The sequence below is a fragment of the Haloterrigena sp. KLK7 genome (assembly GCF_037914945.1).
GTDB classification, from domain to species: domain Archaea; phylum Halobacteriota; class Halobacteria; order Halobacteriales; family Natrialbaceae; genus Haloterrigena; species Haloterrigena salinisoli.
On record NZ_CP149787.1, the window covers coordinates 680,328 to 695,406 of the forward strand.

The 15,079-nt window shown below is 61.4% G+C and carries 12 protein-coding genes; 9 read left to right on the forward strand and 3 right to left on the reverse strand.

Annotation, left to right across the window (positions count from 1 at the left end; translation table 11 throughout):
• The first annotated feature begins 2 nt into the window (after positions 1 to 2).
• Positions 3 to 683 (forward strand): MBL fold metallo-hydrolase, encoded by a 681-nt coding sequence (locus tag WD430_RS03275; protein ID WP_339104601.1) that lies wholly within the window; start codon positions 3 to 5, stop codon positions 681 to 683.
• Positions 684 to 874: 191 nt separating this feature from the next.
• Here the strand turns inward: WD430_RS03275 and WD430_RS03280 are convergent, their stop codons facing one another.
• Positions 875 to 1,918 (reverse strand): alcohol dehydrogenase catalytic domain-containing protein, encoded by a 1,044-nt coding sequence (locus WD430_RS03280; protein WP_339104602.1) that lies wholly within the window; start codon positions 1,916 to 1,918, stop codon positions 875 to 877.
• Between the two features lie 182 nt (positions 1,919 to 2,100).
• Between WD430_RS03280 and WD430_RS03285 the strand changes: the two genes are divergently transcribed.
• On the forward strand, positions 2,101 to 3,102 hold the full coding sequence (locus WD430_RS03285; RefSeq protein WP_345786457.1) for a tripartite tricarboxylate transporter substrate binding protein: 1,002 nt from the start codon (positions 2,101 to 2,103) through the stop codon (positions 3,100 to 3,102).
• A 41-nt stretch (positions 3,103 to 3,143) separates the two neighbouring features.
• Here the strand turns inward: WD430_RS03285 and WD430_RS03290 are convergent, their stop codons facing one another.
• The gene (locus WD430_RS03290; RefSeq protein WP_339104604.1) at positions 3,144 to 3,794 is read right to left on the reverse strand and encodes an MBL fold metallo-hydrolase; all 651 of its coding nucleotides are present in this window, start codon (positions 3,792 to 3,794) and stop codon (positions 3,144 to 3,146) included.
• A 205-nt stretch (positions 3,795 to 3,999) separates the two neighbouring features.
• Here WD430_RS03290 and WD430_RS03295 point away from each other — a divergent pair, with 205 nt between their 5' ends.
• The 5 genes from WD430_RS03295 (at position 4,000) to WD430_RS03315 (ending at position 10,318) form a co-directional block, all read left to right on the forward strand.
• Positions 4,000 to 4,689, forward strand: coding sequence for a 4-carboxy-4-hydroxy-2-oxoadipate aldolase/oxaloacetate decarboxylase (locus WD430_RS03295; protein WP_339104605.1), 690 nt, complete (start codon positions 4,000 to 4,002; stop codon positions 4,687 to 4,689).
• 182 nt (positions 4,690 to 4,871) lie between these two features.
• Positions 4,872 to 5,648: an IclR family transcriptional regulator gene (locus tag WD430_RS03300; protein WP_339104606.1), complete on the forward strand. Its 777-nt coding sequence runs from the start codon at positions 4,872 to 4,874 to the stop codon at positions 5,646 to 5,648.
• Between the two features lie 246 nt (positions 5,649 to 5,894).
• Positions 5,895 to 6,836 (forward strand): NAD(P)-dependent oxidoreductase, encoded by a 942-nt coding sequence (locus tag WD430_RS03305; RefSeq protein ID WP_345786460.1) that lies wholly within the window; start codon positions 5,895 to 5,897, stop codon positions 6,834 to 6,836.
• Between the two features lie 779 nt (positions 6,837 to 7,615).
• A complete protein-coding gene (gene rdfA, locus WD430_RS03310) occupies positions 7,616 to 8,263 on the forward strand; it encodes a rod-determining factor RdfA (RefSeq protein ID WP_339104608.1) in 648 nt (215 codons plus the stop codon).
• Between the two features lie 93 nt (positions 8,264 to 8,356).
• Entirely contained in the window at positions 8,357 to 10,318 is a 1,962-nt protein-coding gene (locus WD430_RS03315; protein WP_339104609.1) for an archaea-specific SMC-related protein, read from the forward strand.
• 955 nt (positions 10,319 to 11,273) lie between these two features.
• Here the strand turns inward: WD430_RS03315 and WD430_RS03320 are convergent.
• Positions 11,274 to 12,275, reverse strand: coding sequence for an LLM class flavin-dependent oxidoreductase (locus WD430_RS03320; protein WP_339104610.1), 1,002 nt, complete (start codon positions 12,273 to 12,275; stop codon positions 11,274 to 11,276).
• Positions 12,276 to 13,212: 937 nt separating this feature from the next.
• On the opposite strand from WD430_RS03320, the gene WD430_RS03325 reads away from it, so the two are divergent.
• Entirely contained in the window at positions 13,213 to 13,776 is a 564-nt protein-coding gene (locus WD430_RS03325; protein ID WP_339104611.1) for an amino acid-binding protein, read from the forward strand.
• On the forward strand, positions 13,776 to 14,723 hold the full coding sequence (locus WD430_RS03330; RefSeq protein WP_339104612.1) for a homoserine dehydrogenase: 948 nt from the start codon (positions 13,776 to 13,778) through the stop codon (positions 14,721 to 14,723). Before WD430_RS03325 ends, WD430_RS03330 begins: the two co-directional genes overlap by 1 nt.
• Positions 14,724 to 15,079: the final 356 nt, after the last annotated feature.

The following is a 15,079-nucleotide window of genomic DNA, read 5'->3' on the forward strand; positions in this document are numbered from 1 at the left end:
TAATGAGCCTGAGTAGCGTAACCGACGGTATCGATCAGGTCCAGTTCGACCACGTTCGGGTGTTAGTACTCGAGGACGTGCCGGAAGGTCAGACGACCCTGGTCGACACTGCGTTCGACGAGAACGGCGAGGAACTCGTGGAGACGCTCGAAGCGGAGTACGGAGACATCGACCGCGTCATTCTCACCCACGGCGATCACGGTCACCACGGCGGTCTCGAGTACGTGATGGAGGCGTTCGATCCGAAACTCGTCATGCCGGCCGACGAGTCGAAGCTCTACGAGCACCTCGAGGAGGCAGGGCTCGACTTCGAACCCGACGTCGCCTACGAGGACGACGACCTGCTCGAGGGCAATATCCGTATCATTCAGATCCCCGGGCACACGGAGGCGACATCGGCCCTGTTGCTCGAGGATCGCGGAATCCTGATTTCCGGCGACACGCTGGATGGGTCCGACCGCGGCGGAATGCCACCGGGGTATCTCCTCCCACCGCCGGCCCTGTTCAACATCGATCACGAGGCCGCCGAACTCAACCTCTACGACCTGCTCGGCTATGACTTCGATACGGTGCTGGTCTTCCACGGCTCGCACGTCTTCGAGAATCCGAAGGAGAAACTCGACGACTTCCTCGTCGAACGGGAGTGGAACGACTGGGACCCGCGTACCGACGACGACGATTGATCAGTCTGTACGGTCGGTGAACTGCCGCGCTCGTTTTCGGCTGGTTCGGTTCGAGCGGACCGTTTTCTATATCGACGCCCGACGCGGTCACTTCGGAGAACGGAAGCCGGGGCGGAATCGGAACGATTCGATGCGACCGACTACTTCTTCGCCGTCAGCGGACGGAATCGCTGTCGACCGTGCTGACGGACTCAGTCACGCAGCACGGAGACGTCGAAGACGGGCTTACAGGTGTCGCCCTCGAGGAACGTTTCGAAGGCCTCGTCGGCCTCGAGCAGACTGAAGCGGTCGTCGAGGAAGGTCGCGTGATCGACGTCGCCCGAACCGATCAGTCGCAGCGCGCGTTCGAAGTCCTCGTACATCGCGCTGTAGGTACACTGGAGGTCAATCTCCGACCGGACCAGCGGCGTGAACTCCATCGTCGTCTCGCCGGTCTGGCCGACGAGGACGATCTGGCCGCCCTTGCGGACCTCGTCGACGGCCATCGTCAGTCCCGACGGGTGACCGGTCGTGTCGAAGACGACGTCGTAGCCCACGCCGTCGGTCAGCTCCTCGCGATAGGCCTCGAGATCGTCGGCCTCGACGTTGAGCGTCTCGAAGCCGAGCTCCTCGGCGAGCGGCAGCCGGTACGCGGTGTCCCGCCCGACGCCGGCGACCACGACGTCGGCACCCTGCGCGTTCGCGACCTGGGCGGCAAGGATACCCATCGGTCCCGGGCCCGCGACGAACACGCGGTCGCCGGGCTTGACGCGCGAGTTCCGGATGACCGCTCGAGTGGTGATCGCCGTCGGTTCCACGAGCGCTGCGTGTCGGGGTTCAACGTCGTCGGGGACCGCGTGCAGGTCGTCCTCGGGAACGGCGATGTATCCCGCGTACGCGCCGTCGTGATCGACGCCGGTGATCTCCTTGTTCGGACAGACGTTCGCCTGACCGACCTCGCACTGGTAGCAGTCGCCGCAGCTGCGGATCGGTCGTTCGACGACGCGGTCGCCGACCGAGAACTTCGAGACCTCGTCGCCGACCTCGACGATGCGGCCGGTGTACTCGTGACCGATGATCGTCGGCAGCTCCATCCGTTCGAACGACGACTTGAAGGCGTAGATCCCGGCGTCGCTCCCGCAGAGTCCGGCGTACTCGACTTCGATCAGCGCCTCGTCGGCCGCCGGTTCGGGCGTCTCGACGTCGACGAGTTCCATACTCCCAGCACTACGACTGGTCTTAGCTAACCCGCGCATAGACCCAGTTCGGCCCGGGCCAGCTATAAACTTACGGATGGTATCTCGTCTCCAGCGATCGGTTCGAGCCGACTGGCGGCGCGATTATACTATTAATATAATATACGTTCCCTTTAGAAATGAGGGATGCTACCGTACTTTCCGAAGAGTTTAAATACTTGGCTCCATCTGCTATGAGTAGAATGGTATCGAATACCAATAGCGAGCGAAGGGTGCTGAATCGACGGACTGCCTTGAAGACCCTGGGTGCGACGGGTCTCGCGATGACGGCGGGCTGTATCGGCGATTTACAGGGCGGCGAGTGGCCGTCGCGACAGGTCGAGATTGTCTCCCCGTGGGCGGCCGGTGGCGGCGCCGACCGGACGAGTCGTGCGGTCGCCGACGCGGCCGAAAATCACACCGACGTCTCCTGGAACGTCAGCAACCAGACCGGCGGTTCCGGTTCGGTCGGAATGAACGCGGCCGCGAACTCCGATCCCGACGGCCACACCCTGGGCTGTACGGCTCCAGAGATCGCGCTGTTCCAGCACCTCGGTATCGCCGAACTCGGTCCCGACGACATTACGCCGATCATGCAGTACACCGAGTTCCCGGCCGCCCTCGTCGTCCATCAGGACTCGGACATTTCCTCGCTCGACGACTGGATCTCCTACGGGGAGGACAATCCTGGCGAGATGCAGATGGCCAACTCCGGGAACGGCTCCTCGTGGCACATGGCCGCTGCCGGTATCGCCAGCGAGGCGGGTATCGAGGTCGAACACGTCTCGTACGACGGCGCTAGCCCCGCGATACAGGCCGTCGTGAACGGCGAGGCCGACTGCACGGCCGTCGGTGCTGCCGAAGTGGCACCGCAAGTCCGGGACGGCGACCTCGAAGCCCTCGGCGTCGCGTTCAGCGAACAGGTCGACTCGCTACCGGACACGCAGACGATGAAGGAGCAGGGACTGGACATCGAGATCGGCTCCTGGCTGGGGCACTTCGCGCCGGCGGATATCGACGACGAGACCCGCGACGCGATCGTCGACGTCTACGAATCGATCTACGAGGACGACCAGTTCATCGAGTTCATGGAGAACAACAACTTCATGCGCGTTCAGCGCGGTCCCGAGGAGTTCAGTACCTTCCTCGACGAACAGTACGAGTACTACGGCAACCTCGTCGAGGAACTGGACATCAACGCGTAACGTAATCGATCATATCCGACGACGATTTTCTCTTCGCGGCGTTATGAGTACGTCAACGTCCACTCCCGATCGAGCAACCAGTCGTTGAGTTTCTCCAGGGGATCCTCGTGGACGCTCGTCCCGTGGTAGACCAGTACCGCGTCGATCTCGTAGTCGAACAGTTTGACCAGGTTCCGTTCCGCGGCGGCGTGGCTATCGTCGTTGAACTGCTCGGCCGGCGGCACGAGATACCCCGGCGGCAGGCCGCGCCGATCCGACCCCTCGAGCGTATCGCCGGCGATCAGCGTCCGGTCGTCCTCGAGGAGGAACGCGGTCGTCGCCACCGTATGGCCGGGAATCTCGATCGCGCGGATACCGCCGGCCAGCGGGTCCCCGTCGACGAACTCGACGTCGGGATCGACATCCAGTGCCTCGTAAAAGACCTTCGCGCCCGCCGGAACAGCGAGTTCCGGATCGAACCGGTCGACCAGCGCCGGGACGCCGCCAAAGTGGCCCTCGTCCCCGTGGGTGACGAGGAGTCGATCGAGGCCGCCGAACTCCGACTCGAGGACGTCGGCGAGTTCCTCGCCGTCGTCGGGAAACGCCGCGTCGACGAGCGTCACGGTGCCGTCGGGTCGGTCTTCGAGGACGAAGACCCGGATGTGATCGAACTCGACAGCATGGATGCCGTCGGCAATTTCACTGACTGACATTGCGTTCGAGGGGTCGGTGCCCGTCGGCATAAAGCGAGAGCGGAATTCCCAGCGATCTGTAATTCCGATACGCTCGTAAAACGCGTCGGTGATCGACGATGGATCGGCCGATCCGCCGCGACGCCTCGTCTCTCGAGCGACCGAGAATGCGAGCCGTTCTCCGAGGATCGATAGATTAACGGTGTTCACTGCTGTCGATCGGACTATGCATACGATAGAGCACGATGTAGAGCGACCGGACCGCGACGTCGTAGCGGCCTTCGAGGAGATCCCGAGTACCATCGTTTCCGACGTGACGGGGAACATCGGGCTATCGATGGATTCCGGACTGCAGCCCGCCTACGACGACATCGAGATGGCCGGCTCCACGATCACTGTCAACGCTTCGCCCGGAGACAACCTGATCATCCACAAGGCGATCACGATGGCGGAACCGGGCGACGTCCTCGTTATCGACTCCGAGGGGTTCACCGAGACGGGCCACTTCGGCGAACTCATGTGCAAATCCTGCCAGGTGAACGGAATCGGCGGAATCGTCATCGACGGCGCCTATCGCGACAGCAAGGCGATCGCCGAGATGGAGTTCCCGGTCTACGGCCGCGGCACCCATCCCCGGGGCCCGCTCAAGCAGGATCCGGGTTCGATCAACGTCCCGATCTCGTGTGGCGGCGTCACCGTCGAGCCCGGCGACATCGTGGTCGGCGACGACGACGGTCTCGCCGTCGTCCCGGGCGAGAGCGCCGAGGAAATCCTCGATCGATCGTACGACAAACTCGATTCCGAAGACGAGGTCCGCGGGGAACTCGTGGAGGGAGAGTACCTCTTCGAACTCAACAACTACGATACGCTGTTCGAGGAGATGGAAGTCGTCGGTCCGGAAGACTCGATCCAGTAACCGTTCGATCCATTCCGTTCGCTTTTTCGAAACGTCGTCCCGATCGGCTCGGAGTCGACAGACCGGTCGGTGACAGCTGACCGTCCCTGATGAAATGGCTGGCCCGCCCGCTGGCCGAGAGCGGTTTCAACATGATCGAAACAATACAGAGGGCTTAAGAGATCACGTACCGATGTAATACCATGACCGACAGCGAGCAAACGGGGACGCGGCGGCTGAAGAGCGTTGCCCAATCTTTCACGATTATCGAATACCTTCGCGAACGCGACGGGGCGACGCTGTCCGAACTCGCCGAGGACCTCGAGATGGCGGTCAGCACGGCCCACATCCACCTATCGACGCTCGTCGAGACCGGCTACGTCGTCAAGGAGGACAACGAGTACGACTGTAGCTTCCGGTTCCTGGCCACCGGCGGGGAGATGCGCGACGGGATGGCGCTCTACCAGGCGGCGAAGCCGGAAGTCGACGACCTCCGAGAGAAATCGGGAGAACACGCGAACCTGACGGTCGAGGAAAACGGGTATGCGGTGCAGTTGTACAAGTCGCAGAGCCCGGAATCGATCGACGACAACGCGCCGCTGGGTCGCCACCTCCATCTCCACTCGACGGCGACGGGGAAAGCGATCCTCGCTCAACTCTCCGCGGCGGAACTCGACGCAATCGTCGAAAAGCACGGCCTGCCGGCCGTTACCGACAATACCGTCACAAGCCAGGACGCTCTCGAGAACGAACTCCGGGAGATCCGGGAACGAGGATACTCCATCAATCGCGGCGAGCACTTCCCCGGCGTCAGCGCGGTCGCGACTTCAATAATATCGGAACCGGACGGCATGATCGGCGCGATCAGTATCAGCGGCCCGCGCAGTCGAATGGGGACCGATCGGATCGACGCCGAACTCGCTCCCGAACTCCTCAACAAGAAAAATATAATCGAGTTGAAAATTAGACAGTACGAGTAACGCTCCGTTCTGCCGGTCTCAAGCATCACAATATTGCCCGTTGACTACCTGAAATAACCACTCGTCGATACAACCGGAGTCATCGACCTCCGTCTTTTACAACCATACTCTCGTAATACACGTGGTAGAGTCGAGCGGGATTGTTTCGATGATATCGGAAGATTTCGGGTCCCGTCGATCGCCGCCGCGAAGTAACACCTCTCGACGAACGGGCGACAGACCCTTTCGACGACCCGATAATACGAGATAGCGTCATCGGCTCCTCGGTTAGTAGAACCAAAGTCTAGGCAGAACGTGTTAGTCACGGGTTCGTACGGCGAAGCCGGGGAAGCGGTGCGGAAATATCTCATCGGGAGTGACGAGTACAAATTCACGCTGCTCGACCGAGAGGATCACCCCGAATACGAGACTCACGTCGCGGACGTCAGCGATTACGAGGCGATTCGACCCGGCTTCGAGGACCAGGACGCGGTAATCCACCTCGCTGCCCAGTCCGACGCCGGTGCGGACCTCGAGGAAGTCGTGCAGCCGAACATCGCCGGTACGACTACCGTTCTCGAGGCGGCGAAAGACGCGGGCGTCGAGAAAGTGATCTACGCCTCCTCGCAGCGGGCGATGGGACTTTACGAGGAGGAACACGCGCCGGAACTCTACGAGGAGGACCACGATCTGCTGCTGGATCACGAGACGCTGCCCAAGCCCGACGGCTTCTACGGTGCGACGAAGGTCTTCGGCGAGCACATGGGCCGTGTCTACGCGAACCGGAACGGAGCGCCGTCGCAGTTCTACTCGCTGCGCATCTCGAGCGTGCGAACCGTGGAGTACGATCACCCCTACGGCGACGCCGAGCGCGGCGTCGACCGCGGCGAGGAGCACAACGTCGACGAGGACGAGGTCTGGGACCAGTCTCAGACGGGCTCGTGGGAGCGCGGCAGCGACGAGTACGAGGAAATGGTGAAGCGGTTGAAGGCTACTTGGACCTCGCAGCGGGACTTCGCACACCTCCTCGAGTGCTGTCTCGAGGACGAGTCGGTGACCTACGACACGTTCTACGCGGTCAGCGACAACGCTGCGCGGTGGTTCGACACCGAGCACGCGAAGGAGGTCCTCGGCTACGAGCCGCAAGACGACGCCTCGGTGTGGGACAGTCCGCCCAAAACCGAGAGCGTGGCCCAGCCGTCAGATTAGATGACCGTCGATCCGATGACGGTGACGATCCGCAGCGCGGCTCGATGACTTCGGTCCGGACGACGTCCGGAAGCTGACAGTACACCGAAACGCCGGCCGTCGTCGTCCAGGAGGACGCTCCCTGCGAGACGTTCGACAAACCCGTTGTGCCTCCGTTACGTTTGATCCCCAACGGCTTCGGTACCGCTTCGATTCCGCCGGGTTCGCTGAACCGTTTCTCGGACTCCTCATCGTCGTGATCGAGAGCGACTGCCGAACCGTTGTCCGGGACGAGATCGAAAGTCATGACGAAAAAGATATCGCATTATTTGATTTATCGCTCGCTCTGTCCGATACGTTCGCTGATCGAATACCCGTCGAGAGCATTCGGTCGACCGTTCGGAAACGCGTTCGAGTCCGAGAACTAGGCGACAGGACCTGAAAGCCGATCGTGACCGAATTGCGCTCGATACGGTCGTTCGGACGCAAGGTGAACAATTATACGCACGGCCGCCGAGACTGACACGTATCGCTTTTATATCTGTGGGAATCACAAATTACAAAAGTACCTCTGTAATCGACCATATCGATTATACACATTAGATTCGACATACGATACAGTTCGTCCCTACGACTAGTGCCGATTTTCACGCGTTCTGCAACTGATAATTCGGCGTTCTATCGGTGAGACTAGACAGTGGACCGGATCTAGGTCCGCTCTGTTCCAACTTCGAACTCGCGGTCTCTAGAGACGACGAGGATCCGAACGTTTTTCGTCTCCTGACTGCTACAGCCACGTAGTGACAGATCGTTCCAGTTCGACCGATTCGGAGGCAGTGTGTACGTGTAAGCTCGGCCGAGTCGCGACGCAGTACGAGCTCGCGGGCCTCGACGACGACCTGGTCGCCTACTGGACCGGCGACGGGGACGAACAGCGCAGCACGCGCGAGCTCGCGACCTACGTCAATCACCGCGTTCTCGAGGCCGCGCTCGAGGACGCGGACATTCCGCCCAAAGAGGGCGAAGTCGAGAACACCTACCGGCTGTTGACCGACGACGACGTCAGCAGCGGGACACAGGTTCAGACGCGAAACGAACTCCAGCGAGACGGCGTTCCGATCGACCGAGTCGAATCGGACTTCGTCTCCCACCAGACGGTCTATAACCACCTCACTGACTGTCTCGGCGCGAAACTCGAGACTCCGAGCGACGAGGAACGGCTGGAGCGAAGCAGCGAAAAGCTCGGCGCGCTGCAGAATCGGACCGCGGCCGTCACGACGGACACCGTCGCCCAACTCGAGCGCAACGACGTCGTCGCCATCGGCGACTTCGACGTGACCGTCTCTATCACGGTGACCTGCGAGGACTGTCTCCAAGAGTATACTATCAGGGAACTCCTCAACAACCAAGCATGTGATTGCCATACAGTGGAAACGGACGACGCGTAATCACAACCCGGCCGTTCGATCCGTAGACTAGGGTAATTCCCACGAGTGGCTGAAGTGGGAATATCTATATGTGTGGGGACAGTACACCGGTGCATGGAACCTGGACTGGATACGAAACAACGGGATATTCCGGGAGCGGCCACCCTTTCAGTCGATAACATTGGGGGAATAGACGAGACGGAGGTCACGTTTCACCGCGGGGTGACGGTGCTCTCCGGTCGCAACGCGACCAACCGGACATCGCTGTTGCAAGCGATCATGGCGGCGCTCGGGAGCGAACAGGCGAGTCTCAAAGCCGACGCCGAGGAGGGCCACGCGGCCCTCGAGTTCGGCGACGAGACGTATCGACGGACGCTCGAGCGGCGAGGCGGAACGATCGTCACCGACGGCGATCCCTATCTCGACGACCCGGAACTCGCGGATCTGTTCGCGTTCCTGCTCGAAACCAACGAAGCGCGACAGGCCGTCGCCCGCGGCGACGACCTCCGCGAGTTGATCATGCGGCCGGTCGACACCGACGCGATACAGGCCGAAATCGAGCAGTACGAACAGCAGAAACGAGACCTCGACGAGCGGCTGTCCGAACTCGACGATCTCGAGGGACGGCTGCCCGACCTCGAGGCGAAGCGGACGCGCCTCACCGACGAGATCGAGTCGCTGCGGGCAGATCTCGAGTCGGCCCGCGAGGAACTGGAGGAGACGAATGTCGACGTCGAACAGCGACGGGAGGAGCAGTCCGAACTCGAGGAGAAACTCGCGGAGCTTCGCGAAACCCGCTCGGAACTCGAGACCGTCCGCGAGCGGATCGAGACCGAACGCGAGAGCATCGAGGCCCTCGAGGACGAACGCGACGAGGTCGAGGCGAGCCTCGAATCGCTCTCGTCGGGCGACGAGACGGAAGTCAGCCGCCTCGAAGCCGAAATCGATACCCTCCAGACGGAGAAGGCGGAACTCTCCGACGAGATCTCACAGTTACAGAGTACGATCCAGTTCAACGAGCAACTGCTCGACGAACAGGAATCGGTACTCCCCGACACCGCCGCCGACGAGGACGACGGCCCGGTTACGGACCAGTTGCTCGAGGACTCGGAGACGGTCTCCTGCTGGACCTGCGGCTCGTCGGTCCCGCGCGAACAGATCGAGACGACGATCGAACAGCTCCGGACCGTCCGACAGGAGCGCATCGAAGAGCGCTCCGAAATCAGCTCCGAACTCGACGAGCGCCGGGAGACGCTCTCGGAAATCAACGAGAACAAGACCGAATACCGACAGACTCAGCGCCGCCTCGAGTCGATCGACGACGAACTCGACCGGCGATCGGATCGACTCGACGACCTGACCGACGACCGCGAGGCACTCACCGACGAGATCGACGATCTCGAGTCGACAATCGACGACCTCGAAACCGACGACTACAGCGGGGTCCTCGATCAGCACAAGGAGGTCAACCAGCTCGAGTTCGAACTCGAACGCAAGGAACGCGAGCGCGAGGAGATCGACGAGGAGATCGACGAGATCGAACAGCGCCTCGATGAACGCGGCGATCTCCAGGAACGTCGCGACGACGTCACCGACGAGCTGACGGATCTGCGGACGCGCATCGACCAGATCGAGGCGGACGCCGTCGAGGAGTTCAACGAACACATGGAGAACCTCCTCGAGGTGCTGGAGTACGACAATCTCGATCGAATCTGGATCGACCGGACGCGCCGCGAGGTCCGCGAGGGACGCCGGAAGGTCGAGCGGTCGTCGTTCGATCTCAAGATCGTCCGCAGCACCGACGACGGCGCGGCCTACGAGGACACGATCGGCCACCTGAGCGAGAGCGAGCGAGAGGTGACCGGTCTCGTGTTCGCGCTCGCGGGCTATCTCGTCCACGACGTCTACGAGACGGTCCCGTTCATGCTGCTCGACTCCCTCGAGGCGATCGACTCCGAGCGGATCGCGAAGGTCATCGAGTACTTCGAGTCCTACGTCCCGTATCTCACCGTAGCGCTGCTGGACGAGGACGCACAGGCCGTCGACGTCGAGCACGAAGTGGTTTCGGACATCTGATCGCGGCAACGCGGTGTCCGGATTTCTTTTAAGCGCCGTTCCCCGCAACGAGCCGATAGCAGTCCACAGTTTCGGAGGAGCGGATGGTTTTGAGTCGAATCTCCGTCGACTCATGGTTCTCATCACCGATCAAGCGTCTATTTCGAACCCCATGGTTGCAACTATTGTCCGAGTGGAAAACTGGGTTGTTTTGACGCTGCTGACTGGTGTTGCCGCTCCCGAACAGCGGACTTAGTCGAGGCGTCGGTCGGTTAGTCGGGCGGAATCAACGCCGACGCGACAAGTTCGACGTTCGCCTGCGGACGACACGAACGCGTAGTCATCATTCTTAGAAAATGTTCCGAGTCTTATGAAGCCATCCGCCGAAACTGTGCCAGTCCGTTTGCCACCCCAATAAATCCTACACTGCTATATAGAATATGCCGGCCGGTACTGATCCGCACTTTCGGAGGATGGGTCGTTTCCACCCATATTGGATGGAAACCACCTCGCTGAGGGAGAGAAATCGTCTAATACTCGCGTGGATCCGTCCCACAACCCCATGACAGGCCGATAAACTGAGACGGGCCGACCTCACACTCGGCAAAGTCCTATCGCTGTGGTCGAAGCCGACGATCGTCTTCACCCCGATCGTCGCGGTACTCTCGGATTTCCTGTGGCGAGCGGTTGCTTCGTTTTGCCCTTCGTTTTCATTCAGTACCACGGGCTCCAACCGGACACGATCCGCGGGTCCCCTTGGCGGACCAAGGATGCAGCTATGGCCGCGAGCTCTCGGAAGCAGGGATTACGGAGGCGAAAGACAGTGTGGGACGAGTAGTCCACGGGGGTTCCGACTCGAGCATCGACAGTAGACGAGACGGACCGCCGCACAACGAGACTACATCACCGACTCTACGGGCGACCGTGGGGTACGGATAAACGAGGCGAGAGATGGTACCGTTACTGAATCGGAGCGCTACTGGAACTGCGGGGCGATCTCGTTTCCGATCAGCTCGTTCGTGCGACGCATATTCTCAGTCCCGATGCCGGGATGGTACGTGCGGAGAATCATGTGAATATCATCACCTAAGACGTCCTCGTACTCGGCGATTTCTTCGGCGATTTCCTCGGGGGAGCCGACCATCGTATAGTCGCGGATTTCCTGTTTCCGCTCCTGTGAGAGACCATCGTCACCGAGACCGAACCACTCGTCGTACTTGCGCTGTACGTGAAATAGACTGTCCTGAATCGTTTCCCACGCCGCTTCCTCCGACTCGCCGACGTAGCAGTACCGCTGGATATACACAGTGAAGTCGCCAGACTTCTTCTCCACCTCGCGGAGTCGCTCGATGTATCGCTTCCGCTTCGCGATATCGTCAAGCGAAATCATCTCGGGTGCCGTCCAACCGTCGGCCATCTGCGCGGCACGGCGAACCGCGTTCTTCGATACCCCTCCCATCGTTATCTCGGGAGCGATATCGGGTTTCGGTGTGACCGTTGCGTCCTCGGAGACGTCCGCGAACAGCGGCTGGTAGTCGAGCGGACCATCGCTCCACGCGCGGCGCGCAATCTTGACAGCTTCCTCTGTCCGACTCGCGCGTTCCCGTTTCGGGACGCCGAAGTTTTCGAACTCGACGTCCCGATAGCCGTTCGCGAGACCGAGCGTGAAGCGTCCCTTAGACAGCAGGCTCAGGGTCGCTGCGTTCTCCGCCAAGCGGACCGGATTGTGTAGCGGGGCGAGGATCATCGACGAACCGATTTGGATATCGTCAGTGGCCGTCGCGAGGCCCCCGAGTGTCGTAGACACCCCTGGTAGATAGGCGTCTTCTGCGAAGTGGTGCTCAGACGCCCAAAGGCTGTCCAGGCCGACGTCCTCAGCGTGTTTACCGAGCTCAACCATCTCGTCGTAGATTTCGGTCATCGATCGGTCATCGCTCGGACGTCGTTGGCCGCTGAACAGTCCAGTTCCAATGCGCATACTCTACCATTCTCGCCGGATCTATTGGCTCTGTTGAAGCCCAGAGCAGAAATCACGCAGGAAGAAGAATCGGAACGGAACGATACTGAAGACGACGAAGATGCGGCCGTCACCAACGGGCAGCTCTTTCAAGCGACACGGGTAGCCCGAGAGCATGAGGTCGGGGCGTTCGACTCGGGGCGCGCTCAGAACTCGACGTGCGATGATTCGCAGTTCTTTGAACCTCCGGCCACACATGGGGATGGTCGGGTGTGGAACTGCTCAGGGCGCTGCTCGCTTCCAGCTCCAGCGTGGTCGCGTTCGTCCTCGCCGCCTCGAGTGAAAGACCGCGTATTACCGATTCGACCTACTACTATCTAATCAGACAAGTTTGTAATAGCCGAGTCCGTCGATATGGATACCGTTTGTTCGATACTGTTACCCGAATCCCGAAGACGTACAATACAGGGGATAGAAGTGACGGTTATTCCTCAGAAAATCTATTTTTCGGTATTTTATCGCGATTGTTCTCAATGACGGACTCACGGATGCGTTTTCGGGAGCGCTCGCCGGTAGCTCGCATCTCCTATCGATGCGAAAACTGCTGCTCGAGAGTTACCGGTCCGGCGTCCGAACTGAGTCAACGATACGTCATGTTCGTTCTATGGTGTTTTCCCAGATATATCTACTAACCATCATTCAGGAGCCTCGAACCGAGGCGAAAAGACGGGGCCGGCACGGCCAGTGGATAGCCGTCGCTCCCGATCCGAGATCGATACCGGTCGAACGAACGACGCTCGAGCGTCTCTCTGACGGCCAGCGACGAAACCCGTCGCAGCGCCCGCTCGAGTCGGTCTCTCGGCCTGTGAGGATATCTATACGCTTTTACGTCCCCGTTACGGACACGATAGCATGCCCACGATGACGGACAACCACGTGCCGGGAGGCGGTGACACCGATGGGTGACACACCGACACCACCGGGTGACCTCGGCACCGAGACCGACGGCGGCGTTCGAACTTATACCGTCCGCCTCGAGCTGGTCGACGAACCCGGCGAGCTGCTCGATGCGCTGGCACCGATCGCCGAAAACGGCGGCAATCTCATGAGTATCCACCACGAACGCGGCAATATTACGCCGCGCGGACACATTCCCGTCGAGGTCGACCTCGGCTGTCCGCCGGACCGCTTCGACGACATCGTCGCCGGACTCCGAGAGACCGGCGTCAACGTCATTCAGGCCGGTGCCGAACGCTACGGCGAGGAGATCAGCGTCGTACTGGTCGGTCACCTCATCGAGACGGACCTCTCGGACACCCTGCTTGCGATCGAGAACGAAACGAGCGCCGCGGTCCTCGATCTATCGCTGTCCGCACCCCAGGGAACCGGTGACATCTCGAGCGCCCGCATCCGACTCGCGATCGACTCCGGACGGTCCGAGGCGGTCTTCGAGACCATCCGTTCGGTCAGCGACGAGAAGGACCTCACGGTCGTCGAACCGCTGCTCGGAGGTGACGCCTGATGCGACTCGCGATCCTCGGTGCGGGCGACGTCGGGCGGTCGGTCGCCGACCTCGCCGACGAGTACGGCCACGAGGTCGTCGCGCTCGCCGATTCGACGAACGCCGTCATCGACGACGACGGCATCGACGTCGAGGGCGCTCTCCAGCGCAAACGCAGCGACGAACCCGTCGGCGTTGACGACCCCGACGACGTCTTCGAGGGCGAGTACGAGGTCCTCGTAGAGGCGACCCCCACGACGCTGGGCGACGCCGAACCCGGCTTCTCCCACGTCGAACGCGCCCTCGAGGACGACCGCCACGTCGTGTTGGCCAACAAGGGCCCCGTCGCCGAACGGTACGAGGAGTTGCGGGCCCTCGAAGCCGACAGCGCGGGCTCGGTGCGGTTCGAGGCCACCGTCGGCGGCGCGATCCCCGCCCTCTCGACGGTCGAGGACTGCATGCCGGAGAACGTCACGGCGGTCCGCGGCGTGCTCAACGGCACCGCGAACTTCATCCTGACGCGGATGGCCGCCGAGGGGCTGGACTACGAGCACGTCCTCGCGGAAGCTCAGGATCTGGGCGTCGCCGAGGCCGACCCGACCTTCGACGTCGACGGCACCGACGCCGCGCTCAAGTTCGTCATCCTCGCGAACGTGCTTTCCGAGGGCGGCTTCGCCCTCGAGGACGCGGACGTCGAGGGGATCCAGAACATTCCGGGGAGCGCGCTGAATCTGGCGGCCGAAGACGGCCGAACGATCCGACTGATCGGCGAGGCGACCCGCGAGGGCGTCCGAGTCGGACCGCGACTCGTCCCCGAGAACGGGCCGCTGGCCGTCACCGGTACCCGGAATATCGTCCAGATCGAGACCCGAAACGCCGGCTCACTCCACGCCAGCGGACGCGGTGCCGGCGGTCCCGAGACCGCTACCGCCGTCCTCTCGGACGTCAATCGACTGGCGGGTCGCTGACGGAACCGCCGCGCGACGGTCCGCCCGAATTGTGATACTATCGGTCGTTTCGAGTAGTCGGTCGCGGTCGTATCGCCGCCCGTTTTCGGATCGTCGTCTGAAAGGAGGTCGAGAGGGCTTTCGTCGATAGCGGTCACTCGAGGAGACCCTCGAGCGAGTACGATCTTCAACGCCTGGTTCGTCCTCGCTCGCGCGCGGGCGACGCGGCACGGCGATTCGCACTGCGGGAACGATGATCTCCCGCCATAAGTGAGTGAATTGTGATACTATCGGTCGTTTCGCCTCGAGTTCGACCAGAATAATGATGACGAATGGAGCGCGACGATTTCGGATCTCATCACTCAAATTACGACGCA